This window comes from Streptomyces sp. PTY087I2 (assembly GCF_001687325.1).
GTDB lineage: Bacteria > Actinomycetota > Actinomycetes > Streptomycetales > Streptomycetaceae > Streptomyces.
The window spans coordinates 158393-177398 of the sequence record NZ_LZRD01000006.1; the positions used below are offsets into that span (position 1 = coordinate 158393).

The window sequence follows — 19006 nt, forward strand, 5'->3', positions numbered from 1 at the left end:
AAGGAGGGTTCGATGTCCTCGAAGCGACGTCGCAAGAAGAAGGCCCGCCGCAAGAACGCCGCGAACCACGGCAGGCGTCCGCAGAGCTGAGACGACGCCGCGGCCCCACCGGACTCCTGAGCCCGGTGGGGCCGCGGCGGTTCCCGTGGGCCGGGGGAGGGCCGTGCGGAACTCGGGTCCTCCTCCTGATGCCCGGTGGGCGCCCGATTCACACCCCAAGCGGGGCCGTGGGTTCCGTTCCCGCCCTGGCGCAGACCGAGGCGGCCGTCGCGGCCGCGTATTCCAGCATCGCCTGCGCCTCCTCGCCGGACAGTTCGGTCCGCCACCCGGTCTCCGCCCCGAGCCAGGTCAGCACCCCCGCCATGAACGCGTCACCCGCGCCGATGGTGTTCACCACCCGCACCGGACGGGCGGGCACGGAGATCGCCGGGGCGTCCTGGACGTACGCGACGGCACCCCGCGCACCCCGGGTCAGCACCACCAGCCGCCCCTGCGCGGCAAGCCTGCGGCAGCTCGCCTCCGGCTCCGCGTCCGGCCACAGCCGTACCAGATCCTCGTCGCTCGCCTTCACGACCCGCGCGAGCGCGCACAGCTCGCGCAGCCGCTCCACGCTCCGTACGGGGTCCAGGGTGCGGTCCTCGCGCACATTGGGGTCCACCGCGAGCACCCCGCCCCGCGCCGCCGCCCGCGCGGTGGCGGCCACGACCTCCGCCGCCGGTCCGACGACTGCGGCGAGCCCGCCCGCGTACACCGCGCCGAAACGCGTGACCTCCGCCGCGCGGTCGGGCAGCGCGAAGGTCGCCGTGTCCCCGAGATGGAAGCGGTACGTGTTCCCGTGGACACCCGGGTCGGCCACCGCGAGCGCCGTGGGCAGCGGCGAGCGGGCGCTCAGCGAGAGATCGACGCCCGCACCGGTCAGCCACGCCTCGATGTCGTCCGCGAAGGCGTCGTCGCCGAGCCCGCCCACGAAGGACGGCCGCCCGCCGAGGCGGGCCAGACCCACCGCGACGTTCGCCGGCGCACCGCCCGGCTGGGCCACCCGGACCGCGGCGTCGTCCCCGGCCGGCACCAGATCCACCAGCGCCTCGCCGAGCACGAGGACCGGGCCGGGGTCCCGGGCGGGGCCGGGACCCGAGGGCGAGGTGTCCGTCACGGCTGCACCACGATCTTGCGGCCGATACCCGCCTGGAAGCGCTCGATCGCCTGCGGATACTGCTCCAGCGGCAGCCGGTCGCTGATGAACACCGACGGGTCCAGCACCCCGCTCGCGAAGAGCGCGGCGGCCCGCTCGTAACTGTGCAGGACCGCCATCGACCCGGTGATGGTGATCTCCTGGTTGTAGATCCGGTACGGCTCGATCACCGCCGTCGTCGCGTAGTCGGAGACCCCGAACTGGAGGAACGTACCGCCCTTGGCGACCCTCCCCAGCCCGTCCTGGATCGCGGCGGCGTTGCCGGTGGCGTCGATGACGACGTCCCAGCCGCCCGGCCGTTCCAGCTCCTCGGCGCGGGCCGCGGCGCCGGTGCAGCCGAGCGTCGTCGCGGTGGCGAGGCGCTGGGGGTTGACGTCCAGCATGTCCACCGACGCCGCGCCGGTGCGCTTGGCCAGCTCCAGCATCATCAGCCCCATGGTCCCGGAGCCGTAGATCAGCACCTGGGCCCCGAGATTGCCGTTGAGGACGTCGTAGCCGCGCACCGCGCAGGACAGCGGCTCGATCAGCGCCGCGTCCCGGACGTCGATGTGCTCCGGCAGCCGTACGCAGTTGGCGACGGGCGCCACCGCGTACTCGGCCGCACCTCCGGGCACGGTGACGCCGATCGCCGCCCAGTTGTCGCAGAGGTTGCCCCGGCCGGAGCGGCAGTAGCGGCACTCGTGACAGTGCAACGAGGGGTCCACGGCCACCTTGTCGCCGACGGCCAGCTCGGTGACGTCCGCACCGAGCCCCACGACCTCCCCGGCGAACTCGTGCCCCGGCACGATCGGCAGCGTCGGCGCGAACTCGCCCTGGAGGATGTGGAGATCGGTCCCGCACAGCCCGCACGACGCCACCTTGACGACCACGTCACGCGGACCGGGCGTGGGGTCCGGCACGGTGGTCACGGAGACCTTGCCGACGGCTTCGACGATGGCTGCCCTCATTTGACTGCTCCCAGCGAGAGGCCCTGGACGAGTTTGTCCTGGGCGGCGTAGCCGGCGACGAGCACCGGCAGGGACACGACCACGGACGCCGCGCACAGCTGGGCGAGGAAGAGACCCTGGCTGGTGACGAAGGTGGTCAGATGGACGGGGGCGGTTCCGGCGACCACACCGGTCAGCACCCGTGCGAACAACAGCTCGTTCCAGCTGAAGATGAAGCAGATCAGGGCGGTCGCGGCGATCCCGGGACCGGCGACCGGGGCGACGACCCGGCGCAGCACCGTCGGCAGCCGGGCCCCGTCGACCTGCGCCGCCTCGATGATGGAGACGGGCACGTCCGCGAGGAAGGACTGCATCATCCACACCGCGATCGGCAGGTTCATCGAGGTGTAGAGCAGGACCAGCAGCCAGATGTTGTCCAGCAGCCCCGTGTTCTTCGCGAACAGATACACCGGCAGCAGCCCGGCGACGACGGGCAGCATCTTGGTGGACAGGAAGAAGAACATCACGTCCGTCCACTTGCGCACCCGGCGGATCGACAGCGCGTACGCGGCGGGCAGCGCGAGCAGCAGCACCAGCACGGTCGAGAAGAACGACGCGGCCAGCGAGTTGACCAGCGGGGGCCACGGGGTCGGGCCGCCCCCGCCGCCGAAGAACGTGCGGTAGCCGTCCAGGGTCAGGGCGGCGGCGAGCGACGGCGGGTTGGTCGCCGCGTCGGCCTCCGCGTGGAAGGACGTCAGCACCATCCACAGGGCCGGCAGACAGAAGCCGATGCCCACCACCCAGGCGACCACGCCCAGGGCCGCCGAGCGCCGACGGGCCTTGCGCTCGGGCCCGTTGACGGGCGAGGTGACGGACGGGGAAGTCACGGTCGAGGCGCTCATGCGCGGCTCGCCTCCTCACGGAAGAGGGAGGAGACCACCCGGAGCGCGAAGGTGGCGATGATGATCGTGCCGATCACCACGACCACGCCCGCCGCCGACGCCAGCCCGTACTCATGGGCCCGGTAGAAGGTCTCGTAGACGGTGTACGGGAGGTTGGCGGTGCCCAGACCGCCTGAGGTGATCGTGAACACCGCGTCGAAGTTCTGCACGATGTACACCGACCCGAGCAGGATGCCGAGTTCGAGGTAGCGACGCAGATGCGGCAGGGTCAGATGGCGGAATATCTGCCAGGGCCCGGCCCCGTCCAGCCGCGCGGCCTCGATGATCTCCGCCGGCCGGCTTTGCAGTCCGGCCAGCAGGATCAGCATCATGAACGGCGTCCACTGCCACACGAGCGACGCCTCGATGGCGATCAGCGGCATCTCGGAGGTCCACTCCGGCTGGGCGATCGACTCGATGCCGAACAGCTCGCCGAACCAGGTGAGCGCCCCGTTGAACAGCCCGTACTCCGGGTTGTAGAGCGCGTGCTTCCACAGCAGCGCCGCGGAGACCGGCACCAGCAGGAACGGAGTGATCAGCAGGGTGCGCACGAACCCCCGGCCGAAGAAGGTGCGGTCCAGGAGCAGCGCGAAGACCAGTCCCAGCACGACGCTGACGATCACGACGGTCGCGGTCAGGACGACGGTCGTCACGACCGATTCGCGCAACGCCTCGTCGGTGAAGACGGACGCGTAGTTGGACAGACCGGTGAAGTGGCGCTTCTCCGGCTTGAGGGAGTTCCAGTCGAAGAGCGAGATCACCAGCGTGGCCACGAAGGGCAGTTGGGTGACGGCGATCAGGAAGATCAGCGCGGGCAGCAGAGGCGCGCGGGTCGCCCAGGCGCGCCGCCTGCCGCCGTCCGGCTGCTTCGCCGGGGCCTGCGGGGAGGCCGTGGTCTCTCTCGTTGCGGTGACGGTCATCGGTACTCCTCCGCGACCTTCTCGGCCAGCTTCTGGGAGGCGTCGAGCGCGGCGTCCACCGACTGGCGGCCCGCGATGGCGGCGCTGATCTCCTGCGCCACCCGGGTGCCCAGATCGGTGAACTCCGGTACGCCGACGAACTGGATGCCCGCCGTCGGGCGGGGCTGGGTGCCCGGGTTCTTCGGGTCGGCCTCGGAGATCGCCAGCTCGGTGACATCGGCGAACGCCCCCGCCTCCGCCCGGTAGTCGGGGTTGGCGTAGGTCGAAGCCCGTTTGCCCGCCGGGACGTTGGACCAGCCGCTGGTGGCGCCGACGAGCTCCTCGTACTCCTTGCTGGAGGCCCAGGACACGAACTTCCAGGCGTCGTCGGCCTTCTTGGACGCCTTCTGGAGACCCCAGGCCCAGGTGTAGAGCCAGCCCGAGCTCTTGGTGCGCTCGACGGGGGCGGGGACGTACCCGATCTTCCCCTTCACCGGGGAGCCCTTCGCCTCCAGGGATCCGGCGCCCGCCGTGGCGTCGTACCACATGGCGGTCTTGCCCTGCGTCATGTTGTTCAGGCACTCCGCGTACCCGGACTGCGGTGCGCCCAGCTCTCCGTGCTCGCGCACGAGATCGACGTAGAACTTCGTCGCCTTCTTGAACTCCGGTGCGGTCAGGCGCGGTTCCCAGTCCTCGGTGAACCAGGTGCCGCCCATCGTGTTGACGACGGTGGTCAGCGGGGCGATGACCTCGCCCCAGCCGGGCAGCCCGCGCAGACAGATGCCCTTCATCCCGCGCTCCGCGCCGTCCGTCTGCTCGGCGAGCTTCGCCACCTGCTCCCAGGTCGGCTTCGCGGGCATCGTGAGGCCCTGCTTCTCGAAGACGTCCTTGCGGTACATCAGGAAGGACGACTCGCCGTAGAAGGGCTGGGCGTAGAGCTTGCCGTCCTCGGCGGTCAGCGAGTCCTGGAGCGGTTGAAGAATGTCCTCCTGGTCGAAGGCCGTATCGGCCTTCGTGTAGTCGTCGAGGGGGTGCAGCCAGCCGTTCTTCGCGAAGAACGGCAGCTCGAAGTTGCTGATGGTGGCGATGTCGTACTGGCCGGCCTGGTTGGAGAAGTCCTGGCTGATCTTGTCGCGTACGTCGTTCTCGGGCAGCACCGTGAAGTGGACCTTGATGCCGGTCTCCTTCGTGAAGTGCTTCGCGGTGAGCTTCTGGAGCTCGACCATCTGCGGGTTGTTCACCATCAGTACGTTCAGCGCGTCACCGCCCCCGAAGGAGGTCCCGCCCGCTCCGGCGCAGCCGGTGGCGAGCAGGGCCAGTGCGGCGGTCACGGCGCACGCGCGCCCCCGCATACGTGGTCGGCGGCGGCGTCCTGGATGAGGCATGGGGGCTCCTGATCAGTCGTAGCGGCTCGGTGATCGGGTGGATGCGGGCATGGCGGACCACGCCCCGGCGGACGGGGGGAGTGGAGCGGTGGTGGGGCTTCCTGCGGGCGATGGGGACCGTCAGACGCGGATGACCTGGGGGCCGAGCAGGGAGTAGCGCTGGGCCTCGGCCGAGGGGAGTCCGGCGTCGGTGACGATCGCCTCGAAGTCACCGACCCCGGCGAACCGGCAGAAGCTCACCGCACCGAACTTGCTGTGGATCCCGGCGAAGATCCTCCGCCGCGAACTGCGCAGCGCCTGCGCCTTGACCTCGGCGACGGCGGGATCCGGGGTGGTGAGACCGTACTCGCGGGAGATGCCGTTGGCCCCGACGTACGCCAGGTCGATCACGAATTCCGAGAGCATCCGGGAGGCCCAGTGATCGACGGTCGCCATCGTCGAGCCCCGGACCCGGCCGCCCAGCAGCAGCACCGAGGTCTTCTCGACCGCGGCGAGGGAGGTGGCGACGGCCAGGGACGCGGTGACCACGGTCAGCGGCCGGTCCTGGGGAAGCGCCTCGGCGACGAGCTGCGGGGTGAAGCCCTCGTCGACGAAGACCGTCTCGGCGTCACCGAGGAGATCGGCCGCGGCGGCCGCGATGCGCGACTTCTGCGGAACGTTACGGGTGGTGCGGACAGCGAGCGTGGTCTCGAAACCGGCCGACTCCACCGGGTAGGCGCCCCCGTGGGTCCGGCGGACGAGCCCGTGCTCCTCCAGTACGTGCAGATCGCGGCGGACGGTCTCCTTCGCCACCTTGAACAGGTCGGCGAGGGCGTTCACCCCGACCGAACCCTCCCGCCGGGCCGTGTCCAGAATTCCCCGACGGCGTTCCTCGGTGTCCACGGCGCACTTCCCTGGTCGCTGCTGCGCCCGTTTCGGGCGGAGCCCGCATGTCCGTTCGGGCTCATGTGTCGTTTGTACAAGCAGTCCAGGGGCCACGACCAGCTGCTTCACCGAATCCCCTCGGCCCGTTCGTGCCCGCTTTCCGGGGGTGAACATGCTGGTCAGGCCCGGACGGCCGCCGCGTCAGCTGTCCGGGCCGCCCGCTTTCCCGTCTTCGTCGCCCGAATGGTGCCCGAAGTGCGGGACGCGGGTGCGCCGGCTGTCAGAGTCCGGTGCCGAACGCCTCGGCCAGCTGACGCCATTCGGCGCGCGGCAGGCCGGCGCCGCCCTCGTCGGCGGTGAGGACCTGCAACGCGACATGGTCAGCGCCCGCGTCGAGGTACTCCCGCGTCCGGCGCGTCACGTGCTCGGCGTCGCCCAGCGCGAAGAGGGCGTCGAGGAGACGGACGCTGCCGCCGCCGTCGAAGTCGCCTTCCGTGAACCCGAGGCGCAGCAGATTGGCCGTGTAGTTGGGCAGTTGGAGATACATCCCCAGCATGGTCCGCGCGGTCGTGCGGGCCCGGTCGAGGTCGGTGTCCAGCACCACGGTCAGCTCCGGGGCGAGCAGCGCGCCGGGGCCGAGCGCCGCACGGGCCTCAGCGGTGTGCTCGGTGGTGACGAGATACGGGTGCGCGCCCAGCGACCGGTCGGCCGCGAGCTTCAGCATCTTCGGCCCGAGAGCCGCCAGGACCCGGTGCCCGGAGCCCACGGACGGTTCGGCGGCGTCGAGCGCGTCGAGATAGGCCACCATCGCGCTGTACGGCTTCGCGTACTGCGGCGCCATCGGACCGTGGCTGACGCCCAGCCCGAGGACGAAGCGGCGGCGCGCGTCCGGGTCGATCGCCGAGACCGCGGCCGCCACCTCCTCCGCCGTGTGGTTCCAGATGCTCAGGATGCCGGTGGCCACGGTGATCGAGCGGGTGGCTGCCACGACGGCGGCGGCGTCCCCGGGCGTCGGACTGCCCCCGACCCAGACGGTGCCGTACCCCAGCTCATCGAGTTCGGCGAGTGCGTCGGCGATCGCCTTCCCGCCCGCGTCGTCCACGCGCGACGCGTGCAGAGCGCTGCTCCAGATCCCCACGCGTCCGAAGGTGCTGCCCGTTCCGGTCGTCTCAGAAGTCATGGTGTCATCAACAATGACCTGGCCCGGCTATTCCTGCCGGGAGGGTCATTCACCCGACCGGATGCGCGGGCCCGATCCCGCCGGGGCCGTGACGAGCGGTCTCAGTCCTCGGGGACGTCCTTCATGAACACGATCCCGTCGATGCGCGCCAGATGCGCCGGATCGAGCGGGGCATAGCCGAAGTACGGGGACGTGCGCTGTACGGGGCCCGTGGCGGCGGCCGCCTGAGAAGCGTCCACCAGGCAGGTCGCGGCCGGCAGCGCGTACAGGGCCCCTTCGAGGGTGTCCGGCGGCGGGACGCCGACCCCCTGATGCCGCATCGTGCCGAACGCGGTGGCCAAAAAGCCGTACTCATCGCCCAGGCGAGTGTTCACGATGGCGCCCGCGCTCCACCACTCCAGCCGCTGCCCGCCCATCCGCATCGAGCTGATGTCGCGCTGGAGATGGCTGTTGTGTGCGTGGACCAGAACCGGCCCCCGCTCGGCGAGCGCCAGGAGGTTGTCGGCCATCATCTGGTCCCGCAGGCCCGTCAGTCGCGCCAGCCGACTCGGCGAGGCGTCGGCCATCCAGTGGTGGTACCGCAGCAGCCCCGAGGCGGCGCGGGCTTGGAGCCGCGCCCGGTCGAACGCATCCCGTGAGGTCGCCGCGATCAGATGCGGCGTCCAGGCATGGAGCAGCGCCTCCAGGTCGTCGGCGAGCAGCCGCAGTTCCCCGGCCTCCGCCGACCGTCCGAAGGACGCGGACGGGTCCAGCATCGCGGCGGGGTCGGTCCACCGGTCGTCGGGGCCCAGCAGACGATCGAGCGTTTCGGCGGTGCAGGGAATCAGCCCCGGGTCGACATGGTCGGTGAGGGTGCGGTGGAGTGCGGTGAGGGTCGCGCGGGGGCTCGCGGCCCAGGCCATCTCCAGCGGGCCGTCGAAGCCGGCGAACCGGACCTGGTCGGACGCGGGCCGGCCGTCGTTGAACGCGCGCATCCAGCACACCAGTTCACGACTGGCGGCGGATGCCCCGAGCCCGTGGGTGAACCCCCGCTCCAGTACGTCGTCCAGGGCGCCCGCGCCCGTCGTCACGTAGTCGTCCACCAGCAGTCCCGCCACGCAGTCGCTCTCGACGGCGATGGCCCGGTACCCCTCCTGCTCGACCAACTGCCGGAAGAGGGCGTTACGCAGGCGGAGCGGGGCGTCCACCCCGTGGGTGGGCTCGCCCAGGGTCAGCAGCCGGGGCGGGGAGGCGAACAGCCTCATGACGGAGGCGGCGTCGACGGCGTGGGCGATGTCCTTGATGTCGTTGGCCATGGCTTCCACCGTATCGTTGAACCCTCGGTGGAAACTTTCGCGCGATATCCTCGGGTGTATGAGGCAGAACCCTCAAACACGAGGTCGCCTGCGCCCCGTCGATCTGGCCCGCAGGCACGGTCTGTCGATGCAGGCGGTGAGGAACTACGAGGAGGCGGGGATCCTCCCGACCGCCGGACGCACCGCGAATGGCTACCGCACCTACACGCCGCTGCACGCGCAGGCGCTGGGGACGTTTCTCGCCCTGATCCCCGGCCATGGGCACGCGACCGCGACGGCGATCATGCGGGCGGTGAACCGCGACGAGCCGGCGGAGGCGTTCCGGCTCGTCGACGAGAGCCACGCCCAGCTCCTGGAGGACCGCAGGACGCTGGATGCCGTCGAGCGGGCCCTCCGCGACCTGGGCCCCGCACGCGACGACGGGGCGGGCCCCGGCGCGATGTTCGTCGGACCGCTGGCGGGAAAGCTGGGCATCAAACCCGCCACGCTGCGGAAGTGGGAGCGCGCCGGGCTCGTGACCCCGCGCCGCGACCCGCGTACCGGATACCGGGTGTACGACGCGGCCGACGTACGGGACGCGGCACTGGCCCACCAGCTCCGGCGGGGCGGGTACCGCCTGGAGCAGATCGCACCGCTCATCGCCCAGGTGCGGGCGGCCGGCGGTCTGGGACCGCTGGCCGCTGCCCTGCACGACTGGCACGCCCGGCTGGCCGCCCGTGGGCGCGCGATGCTGGCCGGGGCCGCCGAGCTGGATGCCTACCTGCGCGAACGGGAAGGGCCGGCGCGGGCGTAGGCCCGCACCGGCCGCACGGCACATGAGCGGATGGGCCAGGCGGCACCGGCTCCCCGGCACGTGAGCGGATCGGCCGGGCGGCGCACCGGTCGCACGGCACATGAGCGGACCGGTCGGCCTGCGAACCGGCCGCATGGCACGTGATCGGACCGGTCAGGCGGGCAGCCGCTCCAGCAGGCCCGCGAAATCCGTGCCCGCCGGAAGGGTGCCGAACGCCAGCCCCTGGTCCCCGGCGAGGCGGGACGCGCAGAACGCGTCGGCCACCGCCGCCGGAGCGTGGCGTACCAGCAGCGAGCCCTGGAGGACGAGAGCGGCCCGTTCGACGACCCGGCGGGCCCGGAGCTGCGCGTCCTCGGGGCGGGCCAGCTCGGCCCGCAGCTCCCGCCAGGCCGCGTCGAGGCGCGCGTCCGCACCGGCGGCCGCCCCGATCTCCGCGCTCAGGGCCTCCAGGGACTCGGGCTCCCGCGTCAACGCCCGCAGCATGTCGAGGGCGTTGACGTTGCCGGAGCCCTCCCAGATGCCGTTGAGCGGGGCCTCGCGGTACAGCCGGGGCATCCCGGAGGCCTCGTCGTAACCGTTGCCGCCCAGGCACTCCAGCGCCTCGGCGACCGCGACGGGCTGCCGCTTGCACACCCAGTACTTGCCGATGGCGGTGGCCAGCCGGAGAAAGGCGCGCTCCCCGGCGTCGCCCCGGTGCGCGCGGTCGGCGGCCCCCGCCAGGCGCAGGGCGAGAGTCGTGGCGGCCTCGGATTCCAGGGACAGATCCGCCAGGACGTTGCGCATCAGCGGCTGGTCGATCAACTCGACGCCGAACACCGAGCGGTGGCGCGCGTGGTGGGCCGCCTGCGCGAGCGCGGCACGGATCCCGGCGGCCGACCCGAGCACACAGTCGAGCCGGGTCATCGTCACCATGTCGATGATGGTGCGCACGCCCTTGCCCTCGTCACCGACCAGCCAGGCCACGGTGTCGTCGAACTCCGGCTCGCTGGACGCGTTGGACCGGTTGCCGAGCTTGTCCTTGAGCCGCTGGATACGGAAGGTGTTCCGGCTCCCGTCCGGCAGCACACGCGGCACCAGGAAGCACGACAGACCGCCGGGCGACTGGGCAAGCACCAGGAACAGGTCGTTCATCGGCGCGCTCGTGAACCACTTGTGCCCGCGCAGCCGCCAGGTGCCGTCGGCCTGCTCGACGGCGGCCGTGGTGTTGGCACGCACATCGGTGCCGCCCTGCTTCTCCGTCATCCCCATCCCGGCGAGCAGACCGCGCTTTGCGGCGGGGGCGCTCAGCCCCGGCTCGTACACCCGGCTGGTCAGCAGAGGCTCGTACGTCTTCGCGAGGTCGGGGGAGCGGCGCAGCGCCGGGACGACGGCGTACGTCATCGAGACCGGGCACAGATGCCCCTGCTCCAGCATCGTGGCCAGCATGAAACCGCCGGCCCGGGCGACATGGGCCCCGGGGCGCTCGTCGGCCCAGGCGGCGCCCGCCAGCCCGGCCCGCACCGAGGCGTCCATCAGCGCGTGGTACGCCGGGTGGAACTCGACCTCGTCGATCCGGTGGCCGAAACGGTCGTGGGTGCGCAGCTCCGGCTCGTGCCGGTTGGCCTGGTCGGCCCAGTGCTGCGCCTCCTCGCCGCCGACGTACCGCCCGAAGCGGTGCAACTCCTCGACGTGCCACTCGGCGCCCTCGCGGCGTACCCCTTCGAGCAGCACCGCGTCGTCGGCCGCGTCGTGACCGGTGAGCGGAGGCGGCTGATTGGTCACCTCGTGCGTCACTGCGGTCGGGTTGCTGCGTGGTGCGGTGGGCGTGGACATCGGATCTCCTCCGGGAGGCGGGACGGCGGGGCGGGACACACCGGGTGCGGGGACGGGGAGGGAGCGGACCGGGTCACGGAGCCGCGCCGGCGCAGCGCAGGGCCACGGCGGTCAGCTCGGCGACGAGCAGGTCCGCGTCCTGCGCGGCCGAGGTGCTCAGCGGATACACGAGGACCTCGCCGATGGCGCCGGTGAGCGCGGCGGCGGTGATCTCCGCGTCCTGGCCGGGAAACTCGCCCGCGGCGACCCCCTCGTCGATCACCGAGGCGAACAGCGCCCGGTAGCGGCGTCGGAAGGCCAGGCGCTCCGCGCCGACCGCCGGCTCGGCGGGCGCCGCGAGCAGCGCGTACGCCAGACCGTGGTTCTCCAGGGCACGGCGGGCGAACCCCCCCCCCCCCCGCCGCAACCGGTCGGCCGGATCACCGTCGCCCTCCAGGACATCGCCCAGCACCTCCACCTCGCGCTGCGCGGCGCGCCGGAAGACCTCCACGGCCAGCGCGGACTTGGACGAGAAGTGCTGGTAGACGGAGCCGGCGGCCATGCCGGCCGCGTCGGCGACCGCGGTCACGGACGCCTGCGCCCAGCCGACCTCGGCCACGACCTCGGTGGCACGGACGACGAGATGCTCCCGGGCGGCTTCGAGGCGCCGCGTCTCGGCGGGGGTCTTGCGGTAGGCCATGAAAGAAGTGAACCATCATTCAGGGCTTCCCGCCATGGCCGGTGCGCCTTCCGCCTCAGGCCGTGGAAGCCCCCTGCGGGGACCGGAGGACGAGCAGGGTGATCTCGCTGGGGGCGAAGACCCGGAAGGGCGGGCCCCAGAAGCCGGTGCCACGGCTGGTGTAGAGGAGGGTGCGTGCGCCGTGGCTGCTGAGCCCGGCGACTGCCGGCTGGTCGACGCGGACCAGGTAGTGGAACGGCCAGATCTGGCCGCCGTGCGTGTGGCCGGAGAGCTGGAGGTCGATGCCGTGGGCCGCCGCCCGGTCGATGAACTTGGGCTGATGGGCGAGGAGCAGGACGGGGAGATCCGGATCGGCGCCGTCGAGGGCTCCCGCGAGGTGGGCGCGGTGGCCCGCCAGCCCGGAGGATTCGGCGGTCACGTCGTCGACGCCGGCGACCACGAGGCTGTCACCACCGCGTTCGAGCAGCAGATGGCGGTTGCGCAGGGGCTCCCACCCCAGCTCGTCCATCAGGTCGACCCAGCCCTGGGCCTCGCTGTAGTACTCGTGGTTGCCGGTGACGTAGACCCGGGCCCGGGTGGCCCGCACCGTGCCCAGGGGAGCGGCCTGGGCACGGCGGCGTTCGGCCGTGCCGTCCGCGATGTCGCCGGTGTGGCAGACGAGATCGGCGTCCAGCGTGTTCACGGTGTCGCAGACGCGTGCGGACCAGCGGGCGCGGTCGAGCGGGCCGTAGTGCGTGTCGGTGATCAGGGCGACCCGGGTGCCGTCCAACCCGGCCCCCAGACGCGGGAGTTCCACGTCGAGACGGCGGACCCGTGGCACGCGTCGGGCCTCGGCGTACCCCCAGGCCAGCAGCGCGGCGGCGACGCCGAGGACGGCCCAGGTGACGATGCGCGCCCGGTCCTGCCCGTCGCCGACACTGGCCACGGTCAGGGCGAGCCGCAACAGGACGCCGAGCAGAACGGACCAGGTGAACAGGACCCATATACCGCCGAGCAGCGTGTCCCCGACGATCGCCGCCCGGTCCTGCTGACGCCGGCCGTGGCCCCGCGCCATCGCGACAGGCATCCCGACCAGCCCGAGGACGAACAGCGAGGTGCCGGCCAGTGAGACGGGGAGGGGCCAGTGCTGACCGCCGTACAGGAGCACCCAGCACGGCACGGCCCACAGCAGGACGGGGGCGACCAGGGGGATGTAGCGCATCAGCCGCTGTAGCCGACTCCGCGGCTCTGCTTGCGCCGCGCCGTCTGCCGCGCTGTCCGCGGATCGGGTATCGCTGGTCTCGGTCACGCTTGCCCTCCTGAGGTTCTTCCTGGGCGGATCCCGCCGCCGATGCCCTGCTTCTGCTCCGGCCGCACTGCCGGATTCTCTCGCAGAGCGCAGGATCCGCTTCGGGGGGTCGGTCCGCGACGCCGAGGGGGAGCCCCGTACCTGGGGCCTCTCGCCGCAGCCGTCGCACCGCCGTTCCTTTAGGTAGCGCTACGTATTGATAGGCGCCGTCCGAGCGCCGCAAACTCTGGGCGGCAAAGCCCATCACAGGTCATCCCCGCGGCCGCCCGGCGTCATCTCCCGTCACCACGCCTCTTCCGTGGTGCCCGCGCGCCGTGCGGTCCACCCCCACCAGGCCCGACCGGGTCTGACGCATCAAGAGGAGAAGCTGTGGATCGTCCAGTTCGCACCTTGCGGAGACTGCTCGCCGTCGGCGCCGGTGCCGCCCTGCTCGTCGGTGCCGCCTCGACCGCCGGGGCCACGGCCGTGCCCGTACCGCCGGGCGGCGGCGAAGGCCGCATCGTCGGTGCGGACCGCCCCGACGCGGTCGAAGGCTCCTACATCGTCACACTCAAGGACTCCGTGGCCCGCACCGAGATACCCTCCGTCGCGCGGTCCCTGTCCCAGCGCCACGCGGGCCAGGTCAGGAGCACCTACACCACCGCCCTGCGCGGCTTCTCGGTGAAGATGAGCGAGGAGAAGGCGAAGCGCCTGGCCGCCGACCCCTCGGTGGCCCGCGTGGAAGCCGACGGCGCGGCGTACGCCACCGGCACCCAGCCCAATCCGCCCAGTTATGGCCTGGACCGCATCGACCAGCGCAACCTTCCGCTGGACAGGAGTTTCACCTACCCCAGTGACGCCTCCAACGTCACGGTCTACGTCGTCGACTCCGGTGTCCGTATGAGCCACGGCGACTTCGGCGGCCGGGCCACCAGCGGCTACGACTTCATCGACAACGACTCCAACGCCTCGGACTGTCATGGGCATGGCACGCACGTCGCCGGTACCGCCGCGGGCAGCTCCTACGGGGTCGCCAAGGGCGCCAAGATCGTCAGCGTCCGCGTACTGAACTGCCAGGGCAGCTCCGGCACCACCTGGGACCCGGTCCTCCGCGGTATCGACTGGGTGACCAAGAACGCCAAGAAGCCCGCCGTGGTCAACATGAGTGTCGGCGGCGGCAAGACCCAGTCCATCAACGACGCGATCAGCAACTCCATCGCCTCTGGCATCACCTGGGTCGTCGCGGCGGGGAACAACAACGCCGACTCCTGCCAGTACTCGCCCTCGTCCACCCCGGCGGCGATCACCGTCGGCGCCACGAACAGCTCGGACGCCCGCGCCACCGGCTGGAGCAACGGCCAGGCCTCCAACTACGGCACCTGCCTCGACATCTTCGCCCCCGGCGACAAGATCATCTCCACGTCGAACGCGGGCGACAGCGCCAACCAGTCCATGAGCGGCACCTCCATGGCATCCCCGCACACGGCCGGTGCCGCCGCCCTGCTCCTGGCCGCCAACCCGTCGCTCACCCCCGCCCAGGTCCGCGACAAGCTCGTCGCCGACGCCACCCCGGACAAGATCAGCGACGCCCGCCCCGGCTCACCCAACCGCCTGCTCTACACCGGCGCCGGTGGCGGTGAGGACCCGACCGACCCTCCCGGCAAGAGGTTCGAGAGCACCGGTCAGGTCCAGATCCGCGACAACGCCACCGTCGAGTCCCCCATCACCGTGACCGGCATCGATGGCAACGCCCCCGCCAACCTGTCGGTCACCCTCGACATCCGCCACACCTTCCGCGGTGACCTCAAGGTCGAACTGCTGCCCCCGGGCGGAGGCGTGGCCGTCCTGAAGAACTTCAACCCGAACGACAGCGCCGACAACGTCCAGGGCACGTTCACGGTCGACGCCTCCGGCAAGCCCGCCAACGGCGTCTGGAAGCTGCGCGTCACCGACAACTGGGTCAACGACACCGGCTACATCAACTCCTGGTCCCTCCAGTTCTGAACCACCCCGCGCCTCCCGGGCCGGTGAGCCTCTCCGCGAACCTCACCGGCCCGGGACGGGGGCGTCCGTGGCGCCCGCACACGCGCCGCGGACGCCGCTCCTCTTTCCCACGCCTTTCCAGCGCCTATTCAGAGCCGTCGGTACGGGCCATCATGAGGCTGTTCCGACGGCCCGGTCGCATCGTCCGCCTGCCTCTGCCTGCTTCTGACTGCCCGTTCGCCCTATCACCCATCCGTCATGCCGATGCCGCCCAGGAGCGCGGAAGGAAGCCGTGAACGCCGAGCCGCCGCCTCCTCCCTCCGTCCCCGGCCCCCTGATCGGACGCTTTGCCCTCCTGGCCGACGTGTGCGCGGCGCTCGACCGCAGACCCGCCGTCGCGGTGATCACCGGGGAGGCCGGGGCAGGGAAGAGCCGACTCGTCCATGAAGTCCTGCGGCGGACCGCATCACCGGAGGCCGTCACCCTGGCCGCCCGCTGCCAGGAGACGGACGCGCCCTTCCCGTTCGCGCCGCTCATCGAGGCGTTGAGCCGCTTCCGCTCCGGGTGGATCCCGGCGGACCTGCCGCCGGTGACCGGGGCCCTGCACGCCCTGCTGCCCGAGCTCGCGGATCGCCTCCCGCCCGCGCCGCCTCCCCTGACAGACCCACACGCCCAACACCACCGCGTCCTGCGCGCCCTGCACGCGTACGTGGCATCGCTCGGGGAAGTCGTCCTGGTCGTCGAGGATCTCCAGTGGGCCGACGCCTCGACCTGCGCCCTGCTCCGTACGGTCGTCGCCGACCCGCCGCCCCACCTGGGACTCGTCCTCACCGCCCGCAGCCATACCGCACCCCACACCGACGCCGAGGGGAGCGACGGACTCCCGTTCCCGCTGCGCACACCGCCCCACGTCACGGTGGTCGAACGACACCTCGCACCGCTGACGGCGGCGGAGACCGGCGAGCTGGCCGCCGGACTGCTCGGAGTGCAGGCGGTACCGGAGGAGTTCGCCGACCGCCTGCACCGGTGGACGGGTGGCCTGCCGTACGTGATCGAGGAGGCGCTGCGCGCATGGCCCGGCTCCACGGAGTCCCCCACCGACGCGGAGGGGGAGCCGGGGGAGCCGCCCCTGCCCGCGTCCGTGCGCCGCGTGGTGGTGGAGCGGCTGCGTGGCCTTCCTCCGGCGGCGCGCCAGGTGGTTGCGGCGGCGGCGGTACTGGGCGAGCCCGCGCCCGTGGAACTGCTGGGGGCTGTCGCGGGGTTGGGCGAACCGGAGGCGCGGCGTGCGCTCGGGGCGGCGCTGAGGGAGGGGGTCCTTCGGCCGACGGGGAGCGATGGTGCTTTCCCGCACGATGGGGCGTGCGCCCGAGACGGGGCTTGCGCTCGCGATGGCGCTTACGCCTGCGCCCGAGACGGCGCCGCTGCCCGCTCCTCCGCTGGAGCTGACGCCTTCCCCCGCGACGGCGCTTACGCCCGCGACGGCGCTTACGCCCGCGACGGCGCCTGCGCCCGCGACGGCGCCTGCGCCCGCGACGGCGCCTGCGCCCGCGACGGCGCCTGCGCCTGCTCCTCCGACGCCGCTCACGCCCTCCCCCGCGACAGCGCCTGCGCTCACGACGTAGCTGCCCCCTGCTCCTCCGACGGCGCCTGTGCCTCCCCCCGCGACGGCGCCCACGCCTCCCTCTCCACCACCGCTTTCGCCTTCCCCTACGCCTTGGCGCGCCGGGCCGCGTACGACGCGGTCGCCGAACCGGAGCGGCCTGTTCTGCATCTGCGTGCGGCCCGCGCCCTGGCCCGGCACATGAGTCCCTTCCCGCTGGCGGGGATCGCCGAGCACTACCGGCGCGCCGGCCGTCCCGTCCAGGCGGCGCGCTGCCTGGAGGCGGCCGGGAACCGGGCGGCGGGGGACGGGGACGCGGGCCTGGCCGCGGCTCTCTACCTCGACGCCCTGCGCAACGGACCCCCGCCCGTGGCCCGCGACCGGGTCGCGCTGAAGCTGGCCCGCGTTGCCCTGAACGCCCGGCTTGGCCCGCAAGTGCCCGCCGCGCTGCGGCAGGTCCTCGACCAGCACTCGCTGGGCCCCGGGCCGAGCGGTGAGATCCGGCTGCTCCTGGGCCTGTTGCTGCGCAACCAGTCGGGGGCCGGGGTGGAGGCGCTGGAGGAGATAGCGCGGGCGGTCCCCGACCTCCTCGTCGTCTCCACCGGCCAGGCCGTCCGTGCTCTGGCGATCACGGCCATCCCCTCCCTCAAGGGCTGGCCGGTCGGCGAGCACCGCCGTCTGCTGGCCGAGGCGGAGCGGCTGCTGCCCGAGGTCGAGGAGGAGGACCTGCGCTCCGCCGTGCTGGCCAACCGGGCCACCGCCCTGGCCCTGATGGGCGACCCGTCGGCGTGGGAGGCGGTGGCCGATCTGCCCGAGACCCTGACCGGTGAGGCGGCGGCGAGGGTGTACGCCAATCTGGCGGGCGCCGCGAACTCCCTGGGCCACCCGGAGCGTTCCCGTACCTTCCAGGCCCGGGCGTGGCGGGCCGTGCGGACCAACCATGCCCCCTATCTGGAGGCGTTCGTCGAGACGACGGACGTGGTCGCCGCCTTCACGAACGGCCGGTGGAAGGGGCTCCTGGGGCGGGCCGAGCGTGCCGAGGCGCAGTACCAGGACGTGCCCGACTTCCACGCGGAAGCCCTGCTGGTCTGCGGACTGCTGCGCCTGCACACCAAGGGGCAGACGGATGTGGCGCGGCGGCTCCTGGAGCAGGCCGTACGGACGACCGCGCTGGACACCGGCGTCGTACTGACCGCCGCTGCGGCTGCCGTGGCGCGGATCCACCTGGCGGCCGGCCGCCCCTCGCAAGCTGTTCAGGCCGTGGAAGGGGTGCTGCGGCAGGTCCGCCGTACGGGGGCGTGGGTATGGGCGACCGCCCTCGTGCCGCCGTCGGTCGAGGCCTTCGTCCGGGACGGCCGCCCCGACGAGGCGCATCGCCTGGTCGCGGAGCTGGCCGCGGGCATCGCCGACCGCGACGCACCCGCCGCCCGGGCCGCCCTGCTGACCTGCCGGGCTCTGCTCACCGCCACGGACGACCCGCAGTCCGGGCGTACGGCACCCGATGCGCTGTACGCGTCCGCGGCGGACGCCTGGACGCGGCTGGAGCGACCGTACGAAGCCGCGTACGTGCAGGAGGCTCAAGGGCTCCACCTGCTGGCCTCGGGCGTGCCGGCCGGGCGCGCGGTGCTGCACGAGGTGATCGCGGCCTACCAGGACATCGACGCCGTATGGGATGTGCTGCGGTGTCAGCGCGAACTGCGGGAGCACGGCCAGACCACCGTCCGCAGGCCCGGGGCGCTGGGATACGGCGACCACCTCTCGCCCCGGGAGCGGTCGGTGGCCCGGCTCGCCTCGCTGGGCCTGTCGAACCGCGAGATCGCGCGCGAACTGGTCCTCTCGCACCGGACGGTCGAGCACCACGTGGCACGCGCACTCCGGAAACTGGGGGTCTCGTCCCGAACCGAGATCGGCGCACACCTCGGACCCTGACCGAAGACGTCCGGGAGAGCGACACACTCCACGGTGCATTTTCCGCCATCCCCTGACCTCCCAGGGTCGTCAATCCACCGATTTGTTACGGTCCAGAGCTCGCCGCAAGAACTACTTATCGGCCAGCCGCATTCCGGGGGTCTTGTGTGGGCCGACCGGTCTCTCCAGCATGAATAATGTTGTCAGGGACACGTCGAATTGATCGTGTTCCCGATGACGTGTCATGGGCGTCCACCCAAACGCCCCGAGTTTCCCCCCACG

14 protein-coding genes are annotated in these 19006 nt (G+C 72.2%); 3 read left to right on the forward strand and 11 right to left on the reverse strand.

The window, feature by feature from the left end:
* Window positions 1-208: 208 nt before the first annotated feature.
* The 8 genes from A3Q37_RS08095 to A3Q37_RS08130 form a co-directional block, all read right to left on the reverse strand.
* Window positions 209-1153: a PfkB family carbohydrate kinase gene (locus A3Q37_RS08095; RefSeq protein ID WP_065479860.1), complete on the reverse strand. Its 945-nt coding sequence runs from the start codon at window positions 1151-1153 to the stop codon at window positions 209-211.
* Window positions 1150-2139 (reverse strand): zinc-dependent alcohol dehydrogenase family protein, encoded by a 990-nt coding sequence (locus tag A3Q37_RS08100; RefSeq protein WP_065479863.1) that lies wholly within the window; start codon window positions 2137-2139, stop codon window positions 1150-1152. Before A3Q37_RS08100 ends, A3Q37_RS08095 begins: the two co-directional genes overlap by 4 nt.
* Complete coding sequence (locus A3Q37_RS08105; protein ID WP_065479866.1) at window positions 2136-3020, reverse strand: carbohydrate ABC transporter permease; 885 nt, start codon at window positions 3018-3020, stop codon at window positions 2136-2138. The genes A3Q37_RS08100 and A3Q37_RS08105 overlap by 4 nt, the downstream gene beginning before the upstream one ends.
* Complete coding sequence (locus tag A3Q37_RS08110; RefSeq protein WP_065479868.1) at window positions 3017-3979, reverse strand: carbohydrate ABC transporter permease; 963 nt, start codon at window positions 3977-3979, stop codon at window positions 3017-3019. Before A3Q37_RS08110 ends, A3Q37_RS08105 begins: the two co-directional genes overlap by 4 nt.
* A complete protein-coding gene (locus tag A3Q37_RS08115; protein ID WP_065479871.1) occupies window positions 3976-5343 on the reverse strand; it encodes a sugar ABC transporter substrate-binding protein in 1368 nt (455 codons plus the stop codon). Before A3Q37_RS08115 ends, A3Q37_RS08110 begins: the two co-directional genes overlap by 4 nt.
* Window positions 5344-5463: 120 nt before the next feature.
* Window positions 5464-6225: a DeoR/GlpR family DNA-binding transcription regulator gene (locus A3Q37_RS08120; protein WP_010059206.1), complete on the reverse strand. Its 762-nt coding sequence runs from the start codon at window positions 6223-6225 to the stop codon at window positions 5464-5466.
* A 262-nt stretch (window positions 6226-6487) separates the two neighbouring features.
* Complete coding sequence (locus A3Q37_RS08125) at window positions 6488-7387, reverse strand: TIGR03620 family F420-dependent LLM class oxidoreductase (RefSeq protein ID WP_065479874.1); 900 nt, start codon at window positions 7385-7387, stop codon at window positions 6488-6490.
* A gap of 101 nt (window positions 7388-7488) precedes the next feature.
* Entirely contained in the window at window positions 7489-8682 is a 1194-nt protein-coding gene (locus A3Q37_RS08130) for an erythromycin esterase family protein (protein ID WP_065479877.1), read from the reverse strand.
* 58 nt (window positions 8683-8740) lie between these two features.
* Between A3Q37_RS08130 and A3Q37_RS08135 the strand changes: the two genes are divergently transcribed.
* Window positions 8741-9475 (forward strand): TioE family transcriptional regulator, encoded by a 735-nt coding sequence (locus tag A3Q37_RS08135; protein WP_065479880.1) that lies wholly within the window; start codon window positions 8741-8743, stop codon window positions 9473-9475.
* 153 nt (window positions 9476-9628) lie between these two features.
* On the opposite strand, the gene A3Q37_RS08140 is transcribed toward A3Q37_RS08135, so the two are convergent.
* From A3Q37_RS08140 to A3Q37_RS08150, 3 genes are all read right to left on the reverse strand, one after another.
* Window positions 9629-11287 carry an acyl-CoA dehydrogenase family protein gene (locus tag A3Q37_RS08140; RefSeq protein ID WP_065479883.1) on the reverse strand — a complete coding sequence of 553 codons (1659 nt, stop codon included), beginning with the start codon at window positions 11285-11287 and terminating at the stop codon, window positions 9629-9631.
* Between the two features lie 73 nt (window positions 11288-11360).
* Window positions 11361-11966, reverse strand: a complete 606-nt coding sequence (locus A3Q37_RS08145; RefSeq protein WP_065479885.1) for a TetR/AcrR family transcriptional regulator — start codon at window positions 11964-11966, stop codon at window positions 11361-11363.
* Between the two features lie 55 nt (window positions 11967-12021).
* The gene (locus tag A3Q37_RS08150; protein WP_065479888.1) at window positions 12022-13254 is read right to left on the reverse strand and encodes a metallophosphoesterase; all 1233 of its coding nucleotides are present in this window, start codon (window positions 13252-13254) and stop codon (window positions 12022-12024) included.
* 369 nt (window positions 13255-13623) lie between these two features.
* On the opposite strand from A3Q37_RS08150, the gene A3Q37_RS08155 reads away from it, so the two are divergent.
* Together A3Q37_RS08155 and A3Q37_RS37710 are read left to right on the forward strand one after the other, a co-directional pair.
* Window positions 13624-15237 (forward strand): S8 family peptidase, encoded by a 1614-nt coding sequence (locus A3Q37_RS08155; RefSeq protein ID WP_065479893.1) that lies wholly within the window; start codon window positions 13624-13626, stop codon window positions 15235-15237.
* Window positions 15238-15508: 271 nt separating this feature from the next.
* Window positions 15509-18745, forward strand: coding sequence for an AAA family ATPase (locus tag A3Q37_RS37710; RefSeq protein ID WP_255311771.1), 3237 nt, complete (start codon window positions 15509-15511; stop codon window positions 18743-18745).
* Window positions 18746-19006 lie beyond the last annotated feature (261 nt).

What these genes read in the sequence shown, in the direction of transcription:
- A3Q37_RS08100 (WP_065479863.1), bottom strand. Translation starts at nt 2,139, where the DNA reads ATGAGGGCAGCCATCGTCGAAGCCGTCGGCAAGGTCTCCGTGACCACC.
- A3Q37_RS08105 (WP_065479866.1), bottom strand. Translation starts at nt 3,020, where the DNA reads ATGAGCGCCTCGACCGTGACTTCCCCGTCCGTCACCTCGCCCGTCAAC.
- A3Q37_RS08110 (WP_065479868.1), bottom strand. Translation starts at nt 3,979, where the DNA reads ATGACCGTCACCGCAACGAGAGAGACCACGGCCTCCCCGCAGGCCCCG.
- A3Q37_RS08115 (WP_065479871.1), bottom strand. Translation starts at nt 5,343, where the DNA reads ATGCCTCATCCAGGACGCCGCCGCCGACCACGTATGCGGGGGCGCGCG.
- A3Q37_RS08125 (WP_065479874.1), bottom strand. Translation starts at nt 7,387, where the DNA reads ATGACTTCTGAGACGACCGGAACGGGCAGCACCTTCGGACGCGTGGGG.
- A3Q37_RS08130 (WP_065479877.1), bottom strand. Translation starts at nt 8,682, where the DNA reads ATGGCCAACGACATCAAGGACATCGCCCACGCCGTCGACGCCGCCTCC.
- A3Q37_RS08135 (WP_065479880.1), top strand. Translation starts at nt 8,741, where the DNA reads ATGAGGCAGAACCCTCAAACACGAGGTCGCCTGCGCCCCGTCGATCTG.
- A3Q37_RS08140 (WP_065479883.1), bottom strand. Translation starts at nt 11,287, where the DNA reads ATGTCCACGCCCACCGCACCACGCAGCAACCCGACCGCAGTGACGCAC.
- A3Q37_RS08145 (WP_065479885.1), bottom strand. Translation starts at nt 11,966, where the DNA reads ATGGCCTACCGCAAGACCCCCGCCGAGACGCGGCGCCTCGAAGCCGCC.